We start from the raw sequence: 18,585 nt of genomic DNA, 5'->3' as shown, positions 1-18,585 counted from the left end.
TGGTGGGCGGTATTGGGCTCGAACCAACGACCTCCTCCTTGTAAGGGAGATGCTCTACCAACTGAGCTAACCGCCCACTTCATGATGACTAAATTCTCACTACCACGCTTTAATGTAATTGGTGGGCGGTATTGGGCTCGAACCAACGACCTCCTCCTTGTAAGGGAGATGCTCTACCAACTGAGCTAACCGCCCAATTACACTAAATCATACAACTTATCACAACGAAAAATAATGGTGGGCGGTATTGGGCTCGAACCAACGACCTCCTCCTTGTAAGGGAGATGCTCTACCAACTGAGCTAACCGCCCGTCGTGATGGGGTGCATTATAGGGATACTGCGCTATGAGTCAACGATTTTTATCAGTTTTTTATCGTGAAAATGATCGTTCGTTTTATTTTTAGTCAAGATGCTTTTTTTAGCACCATAAGTGACACAGCAATTAATCAAAGTAATCCTACGGATACTCTTCGTCAAACAAAAAATCATCAATTTGAAAAATTTATCTCTGTTAAAAGCTTAATGCCATTGAGGAATTAGCATCCAGTGATAAAATAAGGCAACCATTTCGTTTTTTTGATAATCACGATTACTTATCTATATAAGTAAGACGTACAAAGGCAATCCCAATGAGTAAAATAAAAACCCGTTTTGCACCAAGTCCTACTGGCTATCTACATGTTGGTGGTGCGCGTACCGCACTTTATTCCTGGTTATATAGCCGTCACAATAAGGGCGAATTTGTACTGCGTATAGAAGACACCGACTTAGAACGCTCTACACAGCCAGCCATCGATGCAATCATGGACGGTATGAATTGGTTAAATCTGAATTGGGATGAAGGTCCTTATTATCAGACTAAACGCTTCGATCGCTATAACCAAGTGATTGATCAAATGTTATCTGCGGGTACTGCATACCGTTGCTATTGTTCTAAAGAGCGTTTAGAACAACTACGCGAAGATCAAATGGCGAAAGGTGAAAAACCTCGTTACGATGGTTGTTGCCGTGGCGGTAACCATAATCACAGCGCTGATGAGCCTCATGTTGTGCGTTTCTTAAACCCACAAGAAGGTTCTGTTATTTTTGATGACAAAATTCGTGGCCCGATAGAATTTAGTAACCAAGAGCTTGACGATCTGATTATTCGCCGTACTGATGGCTCTCCAACTTATAACTTCTGTGTTGTTATTGATGACTGGGATATGGAAATCACTCACGTTATTCGTGGTGAAGATCATATCAATAACACACCTCGCCAAATCAATATTCTCAAAGCATTAGGTGCGCCTGTACCTGAATATGCTCACGTATCAATGATTTTAGGTGACGATGGTAAAAAACTATCTAAACGTTATAACGCAGTCAGCGTAATGCAATATCGTGATGACGGCTATTTACCAGAAGCACTATTAAACTACTTAGTACGTTTAGGCTGGTCCCACGGTGACCAAGAGATCTTTACTATTGATGAAATGATTGAACACTTCACTTTAGAAGCTATCAGTAAATCAGCAAGTGCATTTAATACTGATAAATTACTTTGGTTAAACCATCATTACATCAATACACTGCCAGCAGAGAAAGTTGCAGTTCATTTAGATTGGCATATCAAACAACAAAATATTGATACCAGTAATGGTCCATCATTGGTTGAACTGATCAAATTATTAGGCGAACGTTGCAAAACATTAAAAGAGATGGCTGAAAGTTGCCATTACTTCTATGTTGATTTCGAAACCTTTGAAGAAGCTGCCGCGAAAAAACATTTACGCCCAGTAGCTCGTCAACCATTAGAAGTTGTTCGTGATAAGTTATCAGCAATTACAGAGTGGACGGCTGAAAATGTTCACCAAGCCATTCAAGATACTGCTGATGAATTAGAAGTGGGTATGGGTAAAGTGGGCATGCCATTACGAGTTGCTGTAACAGGTGCAGGTCAATCTCCTGGCTTAGATGTTACCGTTCACGCTATTGGTAAAACGCGTAGCATTGCACGTATTAATAAAGCATTAGACTTTATTACTGAAAGAGAAAACCAAGCTTAATTGCCACGTTAATCTTGCTTATTAAGAAAGATACATTCCTAAAATGGGGAATGTATCTTTTTTTTGTACTCTTTTTCAGCAATCAATAAATAATGTGAGATTAACTGATTGACAGTATTGTGCTTGTTGCCTATTATCAAGCCCGTTCCAGTATGTTGGGGCTATAGCTCAGTTGGGAGAGCGCTTGCATGGCATGCAAGAGGTCAGCGGTTCGATCCCGCTTAGCTCCACCAATATACTTCTAGAACAATCTAATATGTGGGGTTATAGCTCAGTTGGGAGAGCGCTTGCATGGCATGCAAGAGGTCAACGGTTCGATCCCGTTTAGCTCCACCAGAATTTTAAGATCCTGAAGAGAAATCTTCGGGATTTTTTGTTTTCTACTCCCTCTACTTTTTAATATTGCGGGTAAGCCCATATTCAAGCCATAAAAAATGAATGGCCCGATAATATTAACTTTAGTTAACATAATTCATGAGATGGCATATTTATGAAAAAGAGTGAATTAGAAAATGTATTGTCATTATTTATTGCATTAAGCCAAAAAATTATTAATGCATTACCACCTGAAAAATCAGGTATAAACAATAATTAGCATCACCGCTTTAATGGCTTTAATAACCCTTCTAGACCTTCAATTTTAATTGCTAAGGTCATCTCCATAAGTTGACCAAGCTTACCTTCAGGAAACTCGCCTTTCTTTGCAAACCACAATAAATATTCTTCAGGTAAATCAACCAACATACGCCCTTTGTACTTACCAAATGGCATTTGAGTGTTTGCTATATCGATAAGATGCTGTTTCTCTAGCATGTTTTCTACCACGTTGTCATTGAAGGAATAGAACCGATTATAGGGCAATTTAAAGATAAAAAAAGCAGTACCCAAAGGTACTGCTTTATTTTCTGTTACTTGATTAACAAGTGACGCTGTTTACATTGTTATTTTATTCACATGCTATCTGTTTTATCTTCAGAGATTAAACAAACAGACCTGCGATAGCGGCTGATAAGAAGCTTACTAATGTAGAGCCGAACAGTAATTTCAGACCGAAACGAGAAACAACGTTACCTTGTACTTCATTCAGACCTTTAATCGCACCTGCTACAATCCCGATTGAAGAGAAGTTAGCAAATGAGACTAAGAATACAGATAAGATCCCCACAGAGCGTGGTGTTAACTCAGAAGCGATATCTTGTAAGCTACCCATTGCAACGAATTCATTAGACACTAATTTTGTTGCCATCACACTACCAACACGTAATGCATCTTGTTCTGGCACACCAATTACCCATGCTAATGGATAGAAAACGTAACCTAAACAATCTTGGAAGCTGATACCAAAAATCATGCTGAAAATCGCATTCACAGCAGCGATTAATGCAATGAAACCAATCAACATTGCAGCAACGATTAATGCAACTTTGAAACCCGCTAAGATGTATTCACCTAACATCTCAAAGAAGCTTTGGCCTTCATGCAGACTACCCATTTGAATATCTTCTTCATTTTCAACAGAATATGGGTTAATCACAGAAAGAACGATAAATGTACTGAACATATTCAGTACCAGAGCAGCAACAACGTATTTTGGATCTAACATTGTCATGTATGCACCAACAATTGACATAGATACTGTCGACATTGCTGTTGCAGCCATAGTGTACATACGACGCTGAGACATTTTGCCTAATACATCTTTATAGGCAATAAAGTTCTCTGATTGGCCAAGAACCAGTGAGCTCACCGCGTTGAATGATTCCAGTTTCCCCATACCGTTCACTTTAGAAAGCACAGTACCGATAATGCGGATCACGAAAGGTAATACTTTGATATGTTGAAGAATACCAATTAATGCAGAAATAAAGATAATTGGACATAAAACATTCAAGAAGAAGAATGCTAAACCACCTTTCATCATGCCACCGAATACAAACTCAGTACCCTGTGCGGCGTAGCCTAATAAGTGATCAAATAATCCAGCGAAGCCACGAACAAAGCCTTCACCAACATCAGAGTTGAGGAAGAACCATGCTAATGCGATTTCAATAACTAATAACTGCACGATATAACGCAGACGGATCCCTTTGCGGTTGTTACTCGCAACGAATGCTAATGCGCCAATAACGGCGAGTGCTAAAACGAAGTGAATGATAGAGGACATGCATGCTCCAAAAATAAAAATAAATCTTGTAGAGCATTTTATGTAACGCGTAACATTACGATGTGACTACTGTCACAATCTCATGAAACCGCATACACACTATTTATTAAATAAGATAGGTTGATCACACTTTGAAAGTTACTTAAGAAACATTAAATGTGAATTTAGCTTAAGTGAAAATGCCACTGAGAAGATTTCCCCAGTAGCATTTATTAAATATTAGGATGATTATTTCGATTGATCAAGTAATCGTATCATTTCATCTTCATCGATAACAGTTATCCCTAATTCGTTAGCTTTCACTAACTTAGAGCCTGCTGCTTCACCCGCAATGACCATGTCAGTTTTTTTAGAAACACTTCCACTTACTTTTGCGCCTAACGCCATTAATCTGTCTTTTGCTTCATCACGCGTTAACTGTGCAAGTGACCCAGTTAACACAACGGTTTTACCCGCAAAAGGATTATCACCCGCTTCATGAGTCACAATAACAGGCGCTTGCCATGTAATACCGGCATCATTGATCAATTGATCTATAACCGTTCTATTGTGTTCCTCTTGGAAGAAATTAACGACATGTTTAGCGACGACATCACCCACATCAGGGACTAATTTTAGCGCTTCTACATCTGCATTTCGTAATTCATCAAGGGTTGAGAAATGTGTTGTCAATCCACTTGCTGTTGCTTCACCGACTTCTCGAATACCAAGTGCATAAATAAAACGTGCAAATGTCGTTGATTTAGCCTTATCTAAAGCAGTGATCAATTTTTTAGCTGATTTTTCACCCATTCTCTCTAAACCAGATAGAATTTTTTCATCTAAACGGAAGAGATCTGCTGGTGTTTTGACATATTCTTTCTCAACCAGTTGGTCGATAATTTTATCGCCCATTCCATCGACATCCATAGCTCGACGTGAAACAAAATGTTTAAGTGCTTCTTTACGTTGCGCTCCACAAATTAAGCCACCAGTACAACGAGCAACCGCTTCGCCTTCAATGCGCTCAATATCAGAATCACAAATAGGACAATGTGTCGGAAAGACAATTTCTTTAGCATCATCAGGGCGCTTTTCTTCAATCACACTGACAACCTGAGGAATAACATCACCAGCTCGACGAATAACGACCGTATCGCCAATGCGTATTCCTAAGCGTTCAATTTCATCAGCATTGTGTAACGTTGCATTACTCACAACAACACCTGCAACTTGAACAGGATCTAAACGTGCAACAGGTGTAATCGCTCCAGTGCGCCCTACTTGGAATTCGACATCTTTGATAATCGTCATTTGCTCTTGAGCTTGGAATTTATAAGCAATAGCCCAGCGTGGTGCTCTTGATACGAAACCCAGTTCCTCTTGCAATGCAATATCATCAACCTTGATAACAACCCCATCAATATCAAAACCTAAATTGGGGCGAACTTCTTCTACATGGTGATAAAAATCAAGTACTGCTTTGCTACCAGTGCAAAGTTTTACAGCATCGCTAACAGGCAACCCCCACTTTTTAAATTGTTGTAGGCGCTCATAGTGACTTGTAGGTAATTCGCCACCTTCAAGTACACCGACACCATAACAGAAAAAGGTTAATGGACGTTTTGCTGTAATACGAGGATCAAGCTGTCTTAATGAACCAGCTGCGGCATTGCGAGGATTAGCAAAAACTTTTCCGCCTGTGCGGCGCGCTTCTTCGTTTAAATATTCAAAGCCTTTTTCATTCATAAAGACTTCGCCACGAATTTCAATACGAGCAGGAATATCTTCACCATATAAACGCAGTGGAATAGCTTTGATTGTTCTCACATTCTCAGTGATATTTTCCCCTGTTGTGCCATCACCACGCGTTGCAGCTTGTACTAATACTCCATTTTCATAAAGTAAACTCACTGCCAATCCATCTAATTTTAATTCACAACAGAAAGTGATCTCTTCACTATTTTTTAAACGATCACGTAAACGCTTATCAAAAGCCAGATAGCTTGTTTCATCAAAAGCATTATCTAAGGAGAGCATCGGAATTTCATGTCTCACTTGCTCAAATGCCGTTAGGGGTAAAGCACCAACTCGCTGTGTAGGCGAATCAGAGGTAATTAATTCAGGGTGTTCAGCTTCTAATGCTTTTAGCTCATTCATTAAGCGATCGTATTCAGCATCAGGTATTTCAGGTGCGTCCATGACATGATAGAGATATTCATGGTGACGTAGAGTAACGCGAAGTTTATCAATTTTTTGTTGAGTGTTTTTATTCATGATTATCACCAAAGAAGAAAAACCCCCGCAAGCGGGGGCTTTTTTTACAGATATAAAGCTATTGATTTAAATCCAGCGTCCTGCGAATTCTAGATTTATAAAGCTCGATTTTTTGTGGCGTTAAGAGTTTGCGTTCATCATCCAGCACAACACCACCTACATCAGATGCTATTCGTTGAGCCGTAAGTAACATCAATTTAAAGTTTTGATTAGCATCACCATAAGATGGCACCATCATAAACATCGATACACCTGGTGTCGTTAATTCAGCCATCGTATCAATGTTAAATGTTCCTGGTTTCACCATATTCGCTAAACTAAACAACACAGGCCCATTGGCTGTTGGGTTGAGATGTCGATGGAAAATATTCATTTCGCCAAACTGGAATCCAGCTTGAATGATACTTTGCATCAACACTTCACCATCCAGCATTTGACCATGATGTGCACTTACGTTTAGAACAATAACCAGCTCTTTCTCTGCTTCTGTTGCTTGCGGAGCAGATTCAACTTTTGGCTCTTCAGCCGGAGCATGATGCGAAGCCTCAGTTTCAACAGGAGTCACATGAGCCGTTGTCTCTGAAATTGAAGGCTCAAAACTCGCTGATGGGCTTACTGTATTAACGTGTGATTTTATTTCACTCGCAACATTAACCACAGGAGCTTTTTTTGGCTCATCCCTAACAATCGGTACAGGCTCATTTTCAATAACATCAAAAACACCAAGACTTGGCTCTTGCTGTAATGAAGTGTCGTGAGAATTCCCTTTTGTTTGGTTTTCAGACATTAATGGATCTCTATCTACCACTGAAATTTCAGGTTCATGTAGAGGCTCCGATTTTATCGGTGGCTCACTCTCCCGCTTTTCAGTAGAGGATAAAGTTGATGTCTGATGACTAACCTCAGCATATTGTGGTTCGTCATCGTTCTCATCTGACTGATAATTCTGTTTCTGACGTTTTACTGGGCGATTACGGAAAAGCTTAGAACGCTCTTTTCGACCAATCCATAAGCCGTGTAATAACAAAGCTATGATTAAAATCGCACCAACAACGATTAATATCAGACGCAAATTTTGCTGCATCATTTCTATCTCTGTTGTCTTGAGGTTTAATAGCCACGTTGGCAAATATTACTTTTTACTAAGAGTATTTGCCAATGCTCATAAGTGCAAGCCAATACTTAATTTTCTTGTCACAAAGATACACACTTCAATCTCTTATGCGCGTTTTTTAGACAATTCATGACTAGTAAGGCTGATTATCTCCCTATATGATACTAGCTTGCCCTCATTGGAGAGAATAGGAAGTATGACAAATTTGACAGAAACGAATAAAAATTTAAATGGATTTCATTATTTTGCTCTTGGTTGGCGTTTAATTACACGCAAAGGGCTGAAGCGTTTTGTTATCTTACCCTTACTTGCCAACATTATTATTCTCGGAAGCGCTTTTTGGTGGTTATATGGTCAAATTGATGGCATGGTCAATTGGATGATGGAAAAAATTCCTGATTGGTTACAGTGGTTGAGTTATTTGATCTGGCCATTATCCGTTATTTTTATCTTATTAGTGTTCACTTATTTCTTTAGCACCTTAGCCAACATTATTGCTTCTCCGTTTAATGGATTATTGGCTGAAAAATTAGAAGGCCAAATAACTGGCATTGCCCCACCAGATACGGGTGTTGCAGGTATATTGAAAGATGTTCCACGTATTTTAAAGCGTGAGTTAACTAAAATAGCTTATTATTTACCTCGCGCTATTGTTTTGTTATTGCTCTATTTTATTCCTGCTATCGGACAAACCGTTGCGCCTGTTTTATGGTTTGCTTTTGGTGCTTGGATGATGGCAATTCAATATAATGACTTTCCATTTGATAACCATAAAATTTCATTTGCAGAGATGAAATCTTCGCTTAAACAGGATAAATGGAATAATCTTCAATTTGGTATGATTATTAATATTTTTACCATGATCCCTATTCTAAATTTAGTCATCATGCCAGTTGCGATCTGTGGTGCAACAGCAATGTGGTGCGATCGTTATCGTAAACAACATGTGCAAGATGGGCAGTGGTAAACCTAATTTAGCGACATATCGATAAATATAAAAAAACCCCGTTTTATTCTTCTTAGACGGGGTTTTATTTTATGGTTTTTCTAAAATGTGATTTAGCTTATTTTGTTATTAACCAGACTACTCAATTAATGAACGAATATAATCTTTCGTTTCTTCTCTATCCATCGGCTCACGCTCATTAATACCCATTTCAAAGATATTTAATGCGCCATCTAGTTTTTCAATAATCTCTTCATCATCTCGAATGCAGAGAATATAAGCATTTTCAAACGGTGTAAGATCGACCAATCGTAACCCTTTTTCTGTCAAAAAGTGGTTAATATATTCCAAATAAGGTAGTTCATAAGGCAACATATAAGGATCTACACTCACCTCATCCCAGTCAATATTTTCAACTTGAGATAAAATCAACGCACTCGGTGATTCAGGCAAAGAGATGTGCTCTAACGATTTTAGATCAGGAATATCACCGAAATATTCTGTCCACTCCACATAGTCCATTAATCCTTGAGCTGAGAGTGATTCATATAGCCAATTAAGGACATCTTCTTGAGCATCTGACTCGGGTAAATTTTCACGCAAAGCTTGCGCATCTAATTCAGGTACGGCGAGTTCAAGCGCACTAATCAACTCTTCAATGGTTTCCATTATGACCCCTGTATTTGCAGTAAATGTGGTTAAAAATAGATTATCAGCCATCAATATACTGTACATCTCTTGATTTATTAATTTGTGAATCGTCTCACTGACTCTTGATTAGAACCTTTTGGAATAAAAAGAGAAAAAAGTTATAAGTATATTCATAAAGCTTATTTCCATCTTTAGCTTGATGGCGTATGGTAATTTCATCTGACCTTATAAAAATTATGTACCGAGGATAAAAATGAGCAAGATTTTCGAAGACAACTCGCAAACTATTGGGCACACTCCCTTAATTCGCTTAAAACATTTCGGAAATGGCAACATTCTGGCTAAAGTGGAATCTCGTAACCCAAGCTTCAGTGTAAAATGCCGTATCGGTGCCAACATGATTTGGGATGCAGAAAAAAAAGGCATTCTTAAAGAAGGCGTTGAGCTTGTAGAACCTACCAGTGGTAATACTGGGATTGCTCTGGCTTATGTTGCAGCAGCTCGTGGCTACAAATTAACACTGACGATGCCAGATACCATGAGTGTAGAACGCCGTAAATTACTCAAAGCATTAGGTGCTAATTTAGTGCTGACTGAAGGCGCAAAAGGCATGAAAGGTGCCATTGATAAAGCCAATGAAATTCGTGATAGCGAGCCTAAGCGTTACCTTTTACTACAACAATTTAGTAATCCAGCTAACCCTGAAATTCATGAAAAAACCACAGGTCCTGAAATCTGGAATGATACTGATGGTGAAGTAGGTGCTGTTATTGCTGGCGTCGGCACTGGTGGTACTATTACGGGTATTGGTCGCTATTTGAAAAAGACACAAGGTAAAGCGGTAACAATGGTTGCTGTTGAACCAGTAGGCTCCCCTGTTATAACTCAAGCTCTCGCAGGTGAAGAAATAAAACCGGGTCCACATAAAATCCAAGGTATCGGAGCTGGCTTTATTCCTGAAAACCTAGATTTATCGTTACTGGATCGTGTTATTCAAATCACTAACGAAGAAGCCTTTGATACTGCTCGTGAACTGATGACTAAAGAAGGTATTCTTGCGGGTATTTCTTCAGGTGCAGCTATTGCAGCTGCAGTAAAACTCGCAAAAGAACCAGAATTTGCAAATAAAGAAATTGTGGTTATTTTACCTTCTTCAGGTGAACGTTATTTAAGCACTCCACTTTTTGCTGACATTTCTGACAGCTAAATCGCGTCATCTCAATTGTAAAATATTTATTAAAAAAGCACCTCAATGGTGCTTTTTTTGTGGTAGAGATCAAAGTTTGTTATCCAGACAGGTGATTTATTTCTTCGAGTTTAGTATTTAATCAATTAATTATTTCGAAGGTCGAAATTAATCAGAAAATAACCGAGATGACAAAACGAACTCTTTTATCTTTCTGAACACTATTTTTATCAGATGACGCTTTACGGCTTAATATTATCTGATATTGCTACGCAAAGCAGGACAAATTCATCTACACTTACTAAGTCCTGACTTAATGTGAACAATTGAGTTATAAAAGGAAAAAATCCTATGTACCAGCAAGAAGTTACTATTACAGCACCAAACGGCTTACATACTCGTCCTGCGGCACAATTTGTAAAAGAAGCCAAAACATTTTCTTCTGATATCACGCTTATCTCTAGCGGTAAATCTGCCAGCGCTAAGAGCCTTTTCAAATTACAAACTTTAGGCTTAACCCAAGGTACTGTTGTAACTATCTCTGCTGAAGGCGAAGATGAAAAACAAGCTGTTGAAGCATTGGTAAAATTAATGGCGGAATTAGAGTAATTCGCAATTAAGCATTAACGCACTATTTATTCCCCTGAAACCATTCAGGGGAGTTAATTTCAATGATGATTTTAAAACAACAGTATTTTGCAATCCTATTCTTTTAAGATTATCACCAGCAAGTCGTAGGATAAATTATGATTTCAGGAATTTTAGCGTCACCCGGTATCGCATTTGGTCAAACCCTTCTCCTCAAAGAAGAACCTATCATCATTAGCCAACGTAAGATCCAAAGTGATGAAATTGAAAATCAAATCGAACGCTTTAAAGACGGTCGTAACAAATCTGCACAACAACTAGAAATTATTAAAGAGCGTGCTGAAAAGAACCTTGGTGCGGATAAAGCCGAAATCTTTGAAGGCCATATCATGTTGCTAGAAGATGAAGAGTTAGAACAAGAAATTGTTACTCTTATCAAAAGTGACAAAAAAACCGCTGAAGCTGCGGTTCAATCTGTTATTGAAGATCAAGCAACCGCATTAGAAGCGTTAGATGACGAATATCTAAAAGAACGTGCAGCTGACGTTCGTGATATTGGAAAACGCTTAATGCGCAATATCTTAGAGATGCCAATTATCGATTTAAGTGCTATCTCAGAAAAAGTTATTTTAGTTGCAACTGACCTTACCCCTTCTGAAACTGCGCAATTAAGCTTAGACAACGTATTAGGTTTTATCACTGACTTAGGTGGCAGAACATCTCACACATCTATCATGGCTCGTTCATTAGAAATTCCAGCTATCGTGGGAACATCTAATGCGACACAAACAATTAAAAAAGACGATTATCTTGTTCTTGATGCGATTAATAACAAAATCATTATTAATCCATCAGATGAGGAACTCGAAGCATTAAAAGCTATCAAAGAAGAGTATCTACACGAAAAAGAAGAATTAGCAAAACTCAAAGACTTACCTGCTATTACACTTGATGGGCATCAAGTCGAAGTTTGCGCTAATATTGGTACAGTTCGAGATGTTGCTGGTGCTGAACGTAACGGTGCTGAAGGTGTTGGTCTGTATCGTACAGAGTTCTTATTTATGGATAGAGACTCTTTACCAACAGAAGATGAGCAATTCCAAGCCTATAAAGCGGTAGCTGAAGCTGTAGGAAGCCCAGCGGTCATTATTCGTACTATGGATATTGGTGGCGATAAAGACTTACCTTACATGAACCTACCAAAAGAAGAGAACCCATTCTTAGGCTGGCGTGCAATTCGTATTTGTCTTGACCGTAAAGAGATCCTTCATCCACAATTACGTGCTATCTTAAGAGCATCTGCTTTTGGTAAACTACGCATTATGTTTCCAATGATTATCTCTGTTGAAGAGATCCGTGCATTGAAAGCAGAACTTGAAATACTGAAAAGCCAGCTTCGTGAAGAAAAGAAAGCTTTTGATGAATCTATTGAAGTCGGTGTGATGGTAGAAACCCCAGCCGCAGCAGTGATGGCTCGTCATATGGCAAAAGAAGTTGACTTTTTTAGTATTGGGACTAACGATCTAACACAATATACTCTGGCTGTAGACCGTGGAAATGAGCTGATATCTCATCTATATAATCCAATGTCACCTGCAGTACTCAACCTGATAAAACAGGTGATTGATGCATCACATGCTGAAGGTAAATGGACTGGAATGTGTGGTGAACTTGCTGGAGATGAACGAGCAACATTGCTCCTTCTCGGCATGGGATTAGATGAGTTTAGTATGAGTGCGATTTCAATTCCTCGCATCAAAAAAGTGATCCGTAATGCGAATTACGATGATGCAAGAGCACTAGCAGAGCAAGCACTTGCTCAGCCAACTGCAAAAGAATTGATGGACTTAGTAGAAACTTTTACTAAAGAAAAGACACTATGCTAATCGCATTAGCCAGAGCCCGGTCCCAACTACAATAATTAGGAGAAGATTCATGGGTCTGTTTGATAAATTAAAATCACTGGTTTCAGAGGAAAAGAAAGGCAGTGGCACGATTGATATTGTTGCACCACTTTCTGGTGAAATCGTCAATATCGAAGATGTTCCTGATGTTGTTTTCGCTGAAAAAATCGTAGGTGACGGTATTGCTATCAAACCTGCTGGTAATAAAATTGTTGCGCCAGTCGATGGTACTATCGGTAAAATTTTCGAGACTAACCATGCTTTCTCTATTGAGTCTGACAACGGTATCGAGTTGTTTGTCCACTTCGGTATCGACACTGTTGAACTGAAAGGTGAAGGGTTTAAACGTATCGCTGAAGAAGGTCAGCAAGTAAAAGTAGGTGATACGATTTTAGAATTTGACTTAGCTGTATTAGAAGAAAAAGCAAAATCAGTTCTAACTCCGGTTGTTATCTCTAATATGGATGAAATTCAAGGTTTAACCAAAATGACAGGCCCAGTTACTGTTGGTGAAACCGTTATTATTCAGATTAAAAAATAATCTTCTGTGATGTTCTCTATTTAAACCGCCACCAATAATGTGGCGGTTTTTTATATTTAAAAAACACAAACTAAAAACTACTCTAACTCATTCGACGATGTTCTTACTCTAAATAATTCAAGGTGTAGCTAGGCGACAAGTGAATAAGTCCCTAGGAGCATACATTAGTATGTGACTAGGGTGAATGAACGCAGTCAACAACGCTATAACTTGAATTATGACGAGAAAACGCCCGTAGATAAATAACGATCACCCCTATCACACACAATCGCAACAATCACCGCACCAGGATTCTCTTTTGCAACGCGCAGAGCGCCAGCAACAGCCCCTCCAGAACTTACGCCACAGAAGATACCCTCTTGGCTAGCTAAAAGGCGCATCGTCTCTTCTGCTTCGATTTGAGACATATCTATCACACTATCCACCAGCTCTTTTTTAAAGATACCCGGCAAGTAAGCTGGTGACCAACGACGAATACCTGGAATTTGGCTTTTTTCTTCAGGCTGAAGGCCTATCACTTGCACACTATTAGATTGTGTTTTTAAGTAACTTCCCACACCTGTGATTGTACCCGTTGTTCCCATACTCGAAACAAAATGCGTAATACGACCTTGTGTTTGTTGCCAAATTTCAGGGCCTGTTGACATAAAATGTGCTCTTGGATTATCGGGGTTATTAAATTGGTCTAATACCTTACCTTCGCCCTGTTGTTCCATTTGTTGTGCGAGATCTCGCGCACCTTCCATACCGATTTCACGACTCACTAAAATCAATTCTGCGCCATAAGCTTGCATTGATGCTTGACGCTCTTTACTCATATTCTCAGGCATTAGCAGCTTTAAACGGTAACCTTTTACCGCCGCAATCATCGCTAAGGCAATCCCCGTATTACCACTGGTTGCTTCAATCAACGTATCACCTGGCTTTATTTCACCGCGTAATTCCGCTTGTTCAATCATCGATAATGCAGCTCTGTCTTTTACTGAACCTGCGGGATTATTACCTTCAAGCTTAACCCATATTTCAGCGTCTACCTCTTGTGTAAGTCGTTGTAGTTTTACTAATGGTGTATTACCAATAAATTGTTCTAACCCTGCCACAATAAGTCCCTGCTCATTTGTTTGTCTGTATTAATGAAGAAATCACATTTAACTTATTAACGCAATAACATTAACGTTAATTCGATAAGTCTCTACACTTTCGTAAAAACCAAAACACCCACGCTAAAAATAAGCATGGGTGAGAAATAATAAAAGGCTATGCTATTAATAAAATTAAGCGGTATAAGCTAACGATACTGTATTTAAGGGAGTATCTCCCGTATATAAACGGGCTTGAGCACCTCCCATATAATAGGTATTTCCTTTTGCTGGCGCCGAAGAAATATCATTCCAAATTGCAGTAATAGGTGTTTCACTCCATCCTAATGGCTGTAAAATTAACTGCCAATAATGCCCTTTGGGTGATACCTCAATAACCTTAACGGGTAATCTGCAAACACTATTGGCATGTGCACTTAATGCAATTTCCCACGGACGTAAGAACACATCTACCGAACCTTGATAAAGCGGTGTCACAGATAATGGCAAGTGATATCCCCCGATCTGTAATTGAGCGCCATTAATTTCACCTTTTAGGTGGTTCACATCACCTAAAAATTCTAAAACAAAGCGACTTTTTGGTGATTGCCACACTTCTTGTGGTGTTCCTACTTGCTCTATTTTGCCATTTCCCATAATCACAATGCGATCAGCTACTTCCATCGCTTCTTGTTGATCATGAGTGACGAAGACACTGGTAAATTTAAGCTCTTCATGCAATTCACGTAACCAACGGCGTAATTCGGTTCTCACCTTGGCATCTAAAGCACCAAAAGGCTCATCTAATAACAAAATTTGAGGTTCAACGGCCAATGCTCTTGCTAAGGCTACACGCTGTTTCTGTCCGCCTGACAATTGTGCAGGATAACGTTGAGCTAAATGAGGCAATTGGATCATCTCTAATAACTGCTCAACTTTTTTATGAATTGCGTCTTTGCTAGGGCGCTCACGACGGGGCAATACGGTTAAACCAAAAGCGATATTCTCAAATACGGTCATATGACGAAACAATGCATAATGCTGAAAAACAAAACCGACTTTGCGATCTCTCGCATGTAATCGGCTAACATCCTGCCCTTCGAAACGAATACTTCCTTGGGTTTGATGTTCAAGACCTGCAATAATACGTAAAAGTGTCGTTTTCCCCGATCCTGAAGGCCCTAACAGCGCCACCATTTCACCTGAAGCCACATCAAGACTGACATCATGCAACACTTCAGTGCGATCAAAATATTTTGTGACACTATTAATTTCAATACTCATATTTTGCCTCTACTTTTGTGTAAATAATGATGTCATTGCTGACGAGCTAAGTGCCATTGCAATGCACTTTTAAACATTAAAGTGAATATTGCCATCATGGCGAGTAATGCAGCCGCCGTAAATGCACCAACGGTATTGTAATCTTGATGAAGTAATTCCACTTGTAACGGTAGTGAATAGGTTTCGCCACGAATAGCACCAGACACCACAGAAACCGCACCAAATTCACCAATTGCTCTAGCATTCGTTAATACAACACCATAGAGCAATGCCCAGCGAATATTAGGCAACGTCACTCGCCAAAACATCTTCCAACCACTCGCTCCTAATAACACGGCGGCTTCATCTTCTTGGCTACCTTGGCTCATCATCACTGGCACCAGTTCTCTGACTACGAAAGGGCAAGTGACAAACACCGTAACTAATACCATTCCCGGCCATGAGAACATAAGCTGGATATCAAATTGCGATAACCACTGCCCAGCCCAGCCATTACTACCGTAAAAAAGCAGATAAAGTAATCCAGCAACCACTGGAGATACTGCAAATGGAATATCTATCAACGTCATTAACAGTTGACGCCCCGGAAAACGAAAGCGCGTGACAAGCCATGCCATACTGACACCGAACAACATATTGACAGGTACAGTGATTAGCGCGATGAGAACCGTTAACCAGACAGCATGTAACATATCGCTGTCTAATAAATTCTCAGTAAATATTTCAACGCCTTTTGAAAACGCGGTCATAAAGATCCACGCAATAGGCACAACTAAAAATAAAATGGATAACACAACGCCAGTAAAGATTAACCCCCACTTTACCCAATCAATTTGGCGACGATATACCGAGCGTTGTTGCATAATATCTGACATCAATGCCCCCTTAACCGTTGACCAAATCGGCTTTGTAATCCATTAATTGAAAACAGTAAGACTAATGAAACAAGTAAAATTACAGAAGCAACGGCACTTGCCGCAGGATAATCAAATTCTTGCAATCGAATAAAAATCATCAAAGAAACGACTTCTGTTTGCCATGCAATATTGCCAGCAATAAAAATAACGGCGCCAAACTCACCTAAACTGCGCGTAAAAGAGAGCGCGGTTCCCGCTATTAGTGCCGGTGATAACTCAGGTAATACAACCTTACGAAAAGTCTGCCAACGACTCGCTCCTAGCGTCTCAGCCGCTTCTTCATACTCAGGGCCTAACTCTTCAAGAACTGGCTGAACCGTTCTTACAACAAAAGGTAAACTGGTAAAAGCCATAGCAACGGCAATGCCAATCCATGTATTAATGACTTTTATATCAAATTTATCCAATACAAAACCGTACCAGCCTTGTGTTGAAAAAAGCGTTGCGAGTGTCAAACCAGCAACAGCCGTAGGTAAAGCGAAAGGCAAATCCATTAAACCATCAAGCAGTTGTCTACCTGGAAAACGGTAACGAGTAATGATCCACGCAAGCAACATACCGAAAATAGCATTAAAAATGCTGGCAACTGCCGCCGCTAATAGCGTGACTTTATAAGCGGCCACAATTTGTGGATGCGTGATTACTGCCCAATATTGAGCCCAACTCATATCAGAAAGTTGCACAACCAGCGCACTCATTGGTAACAGTAAGATCAAGCAGGTATAAAACAGTGTTCCACCTAAACTTAATCCAAATCCCGGTAAAACCCGTTTGCTGGTTGTGGTAAACATTATTGACGTCCTTGCGCTAATAACTTGTCAAGCATGCCATCTGTCGTGAAATGTGTTTTCATCACGTTATTCCAGTCACCAAATACTTCTTCAACCGTAAATAGTGACGTTTCTGGGAACTGTGCTATTTTTTCAGCCATGACCGCTTTATCATTTACGCGATAATTAAATTGCGTGATGATCTCTTGTGCTCTCGGGCTGTATAAATAGTTTAGATAAGCTTTTGCCAGTGCTTCGGTGTCGTTACGTTGAACATTTTTATCAATCCAAGCGACTGGAAATTCAGCTAAAATATCAACAGGTGGCACAATGGCTTGATATTCATCTTCACCATATTGTTGACGAATATTATTAACTTCAGATTCAAAGCTTATTAATACATCTCCGAGTCCACGTTCAATAAAAGAAGTCGTTGCACCACGGCCTCCTGTATCAAACACCTCAACATTCTTGAGGAATTTCTTCATCGCTTCTTGTGTTTTCTCATCGTTACCATAAGCTTTTTCAAAAGCGCCCCACGCGGCTAAATAGGTATAGCGACCATTACCCGATGTTTTAGGATTAGGGAAAACCACTTTGACATCTTCACGGGTTAAATCTTCCCATGAAGTAATGTTCTTGGGATTTCCTTTGCGTACTAAATACGCCATGGTGGAATAATAAGGTGAACTATTATTAGGAAGACGTTGTTGCCAATCAGCAGGAATTAATTTGCCTTTATCATGCAAAATTTGCACATCGGTAACTTGGTTATAGGTCACTACATCCGCAGGTAAACCTTGCAATATTGCAAGTGCTTGCTTAGAAGAGCCTGCATGTGATTGTTTGATGGTGACTTTATCGTCAGGATGTTGTGCATCCCATTGCGTTTTAAAGTCGCTGTTTAGCTGTGTGAATAACTCTCTGGCGATATCATAAGAGCTATTAAGTAATTGAGCCGCCCCTGCATAACTACTAACCACCAAAGACAATGCTGCGGTTGCTTGTAATGCAAAGGTTCTGATCATGTTTTTCTTCATTAAAAGTACCCATCATTGTAAGTTTTATTCTAATGGTTACTCTATCGACTTTATTTATAACAGTGTAGTTAGCTTTTGTTATTTGATATAACTATA

16 protein-coding genes and 5 tRNA genes are annotated in these 18,585 nt (G+C 39.4%); 8 read left to right on the top strand and 13 right to left on the bottom strand.

Features of this window, described 5'->3' with window-relative positions; genetic code table 11:
• From ABN212_RS05980 to ABN212_RS05970, 3 genes are all read right to left on the bottom strand, one after another.
• Positions 1-76 (bottom strand) — tRNA-Val (locus ABN212_RS05980).
• Positions 77-119: 43 nt separating this feature from the next.
• Positions 120-195: transfer RNA gene (locus ABN212_RS05975), tRNA-Val, on the bottom strand.
• Between the two features lie 40 nt (positions 196-235).
• Positions 236-311 (bottom strand) — tRNA-Val (locus ABN212_RS05970).
• A gap of 319 nt (positions 312-630) precedes the next feature.
• Between ABN212_RS05970 and gltX the strand changes: the two genes are divergently transcribed.
• The 3 genes from gltX (at position 631) to ABN212_RS05955 (ending at position 2,385) form a co-directional block, all read left to right on the top strand.
• Positions 631-2,049, top strand: a complete 1,419-nt coding sequence (gene gltX / locus ABN212_RS05965) for a glutamate--tRNA ligase (protein WP_109370941.1) — start codon at positions 631-633, stop codon at positions 2,047-2,049.
• A gap of 157 nt (positions 2,050-2,206) precedes the next feature.
• Positions 2,207-2,282 (top strand) — tRNA-Ala (locus ABN212_RS05960).
• A 27-nt stretch (positions 2,283-2,309) separates the two neighbouring features.
• Positions 2,310-2,385 (top strand) — tRNA-Ala (locus tag ABN212_RS05955).
• Positions 2,386-2,646: 261 nt separating this feature from the next.
• On the opposite strand, the gene ABN212_RS05950 is transcribed toward ABN212_RS05955, so the two are convergent.
• From ABN212_RS05950 to zipA, 4 genes are all read right to left on the bottom strand, one after another.
• The gene (locus tag ABN212_RS05950; RefSeq protein WP_023581656.1) at positions 2,647-2,862 is read right to left on the bottom strand and encodes a DUF3820 family protein; all 216 of its coding nucleotides are present in this window, start codon (positions 2,860-2,862) and stop codon (positions 2,647-2,649) included.
• A gap of 166 nt (positions 2,863-3,028) precedes the next feature.
• Positions 3,029-4,213: a NupC/NupG family nucleoside CNT transporter gene (locus tag ABN212_RS05945; protein ID WP_099073755.1), complete on the bottom strand. Its 1,185-nt coding sequence runs from the start codon at positions 4,211-4,213 to the stop codon at positions 3,029-3,031.
• A gap of 228 nt (positions 4,214-4,441) precedes the next feature.
• On the bottom strand, positions 4,442-6,469 hold the full coding sequence (ligA, locus tag ABN212_RS05940; RefSeq protein WP_349442992.1) for an NAD-dependent DNA ligase LigA: 2,028 nt from the start codon (positions 6,467-6,469) through the stop codon (positions 4,442-4,444).
• A gap of 58 nt (positions 6,470-6,527) precedes the next feature.
• The gene (gene zipA, locus ABN212_RS05935) at positions 6,528-7,553 is read right to left on the bottom strand and encodes a cell division protein ZipA (RefSeq protein ID WP_432807462.1); all 1,026 of its coding nucleotides are present in this window, start codon (positions 7,551-7,553) and stop codon (positions 6,528-6,530) included.
• Between the two features lie 226 nt (positions 7,554-7,779).
• Between zipA and cysZ the strand changes: the two genes are divergently transcribed.
• Entirely contained in the window at positions 7,780-8,550 is a 771-nt protein-coding gene (gene cysZ, locus ABN212_RS05930; protein WP_198619742.1) for a sulfate transporter CysZ, read from the top strand.
• A 117-nt stretch (positions 8,551-8,667) separates the two neighbouring features.
• Here cysZ and ABN212_RS05925 read toward each other — a convergent pair whose 3' ends face one another.
• Positions 8,668-9,198, bottom strand: coding sequence for a hypothetical protein (locus tag ABN212_RS05925; protein WP_232797507.1), 531 nt, complete (start codon positions 9,196-9,198; stop codon positions 8,668-8,670).
• Positions 9,199-9,433: 235 nt separating this feature from the next.
• Here ABN212_RS05925 and cysK point away from each other — a divergent pair, with 235 nt between their 5' ends.
• The 4 genes from cysK to crr all read left to right on the top strand — a co-directional run bounded on the left by cysK (position 9,434) and on the right by crr (position 13,399).
• Positions 9,434-10,387 carry a cysteine synthase A gene (gene cysK, locus ABN212_RS05920; RefSeq protein ID WP_349442990.1) on the top strand — a complete coding sequence of 318 codons (954 nt, stop codon included), beginning with the start codon at positions 9,434-9,436 and terminating at the stop codon, positions 10,385-10,387.
• A gap of 330 nt (positions 10,388-10,717) precedes the next feature.
• Positions 10,718-10,975, top strand: a complete 258-nt coding sequence (gene ptsH / locus ABN212_RS05915) for a phosphocarrier protein Hpr (RefSeq protein WP_006533407.1) — start codon at positions 10,718-10,720, stop codon at positions 10,973-10,975.
• Between the two features lie 137 nt (positions 10,976-11,112).
• Entirely contained in the window at positions 11,113-12,840 is a 1,728-nt protein-coding gene (gene ptsI / locus ABN212_RS05910) for a phosphoenolpyruvate-protein phosphotransferase PtsI (protein WP_198619741.1), read from the top strand.
• A 49-nt stretch (positions 12,841-12,889) separates the two neighbouring features.
• Positions 12,890-13,399: a PTS glucose transporter subunit IIA gene (gene crr, locus ABN212_RS05905; protein ID WP_036935451.1), complete on the top strand. Its 510-nt coding sequence runs from the start codon at positions 12,890-12,892 to the stop codon at positions 13,397-13,399.
• 215 nt (positions 13,400-13,614) lie between these two features.
• Here crr and cysM read toward each other — a convergent pair whose 3' ends face one another.
• The 5 genes from cysM to cysP all read right to left on the bottom strand — a co-directional run bounded on the left by cysM (position 13,615) and on the right by cysP (position 18,489).
• The gene (cysM, locus tag ABN212_RS05900) at positions 13,615-14,499 is read right to left on the bottom strand and encodes a cysteine synthase CysM (RefSeq protein ID WP_349442989.1); all 885 of its coding nucleotides are present in this window, start codon (positions 14,497-14,499) and stop codon (positions 13,615-13,617) included.
• A gap of 174 nt (positions 14,500-14,673) precedes the next feature.
• The gene (gene cysA, locus ABN212_RS05895; protein WP_198619739.1) at positions 14,674-15,762 is read right to left on the bottom strand and encodes a sulfate/thiosulfate ABC transporter ATP-binding protein CysA; all 1,089 of its coding nucleotides are present in this window, start codon (positions 15,760-15,762) and stop codon (positions 14,674-14,676) included.
• A gap of 32 nt (positions 15,763-15,794) precedes the next feature.
• Entirely contained in the window at positions 15,795-16,637 is an 843-nt protein-coding gene (gene cysW / locus ABN212_RS05890) for a sulfate/thiosulfate ABC transporter permease CysW (protein ID WP_196534097.1), read from the bottom strand.
• Positions 16,637-17,470: a sulfate/thiosulfate ABC transporter permease CysT gene (cysT, locus tag ABN212_RS05885; RefSeq protein ID WP_072068681.1), complete on the bottom strand. Its 834-nt coding sequence runs from the start codon at positions 17,468-17,470 to the stop codon at positions 16,637-16,639. The genes cysW and cysT overlap by 1 nt, the downstream gene beginning before the upstream one ends.
• Positions 17,470-18,489, bottom strand: coding sequence for a thiosulfate ABC transporter substrate-binding protein CysP (gene cysP / locus ABN212_RS05880; protein ID WP_349442988.1), 1,020 nt, complete (start codon positions 18,487-18,489; stop codon positions 17,470-17,472). The genes cysT and cysP overlap by 1 nt, the downstream gene beginning before the upstream one ends.
• Positions 18,490-18,585 lie beyond the last annotated feature (96 nt).

The organism is Proteus genomosp. 6 (assembly GCF_040139785.1).
Lineage (GTDB): Bacteria > Pseudomonadota > Gammaproteobacteria > Enterobacterales > Enterobacteriaceae > Proteus.
This window is presented reverse-complemented; position numbering and strand designations above follow the sequence as displayed.

Coding starts and splice junctions, on each gene's coding strand:
- gltX (WP_109370941.1), top strand. CDS start 631: ATGAGTAAAATAAAAACCCGTTTTGCACCAAGTCCTACTGGCTATCTA.
- ABN212_RS05950 (WP_023581656.1), bottom strand. CDS start 2,862: ATGCTAGAGAAACAGCATCTTATCGATATAGCAAACACTCAAATGCCA.
- ABN212_RS05945 (WP_099073755.1), bottom strand. CDS start 4,213: ATGTCCTCTATCATTCACTTCGTTTTAGCACTCGCCGTTATTGGCGCA.
- ligA (WP_349442992.1), bottom strand. CDS start 6,469: ATGAATAAAAACACTCAACAAAAAATTGATAAACTTCGCGTTACTCTA.
- zipA (WP_432807462.1), bottom strand. CDS start 7,553: ATGCAGCAAAATTTGCGTCTGATATTAATCGTTGTTGGTGCGATTTTA.
- cysZ (WP_198619742.1), top strand. CDS start 7,780: ATGACAAATTTGACAGAAACGAATAAAAATTTAAATGGATTTCATTAT.
- ABN212_RS05925 (WP_232797507.1), bottom strand. CDS start 9,198: ATGGAAACCATTGAAGAGTTGATTAGTGCGCTTGAACTCGCCGTACCT.
- cysK (WP_349442990.1), top strand. CDS start 9,434: ATGAGCAAGATTTTCGAAGACAACTCGCAAACTATTGGGCACACTCCC.
- ptsH (WP_006533407.1), top strand. CDS start 10,718: ATGTACCAGCAAGAAGTTACTATTACAGCACCAAACGGCTTACATACT.
- ptsI (WP_198619741.1), top strand. CDS start 11,113: ATGATTTCAGGAATTTTAGCGTCACCCGGTATCGCATTTGGTCAAACC.
- crr (WP_036935451.1), top strand. CDS start 12,890: ATGGGTCTGTTTGATAAATTAAAATCACTGGTTTCAGAGGAAAAGAAA.
- cysA (WP_198619739.1), bottom strand. CDS start 15,762: ATGAGTATTGAAATTAATAGTGTCACAAAATATTTTGATCGCACTGAA.
- cysW (WP_196534097.1), bottom strand. CDS start 16,637: ATGTCAGATATTATGCAACAACGCTCGGTATATCGTCGCCAAATTGAT.
- cysT (WP_072068681.1), bottom strand. CDS start 17,470: ATGTTTACCACAACCAGCAAACGGGTTTTACCGGGATTTGGATTAAGT.
- cysP (WP_349442988.1), bottom strand. CDS start 18,489: ATGAAGAAAAACATGATCAGAACCTTTGCATTACAAGCAACCGCAGCA.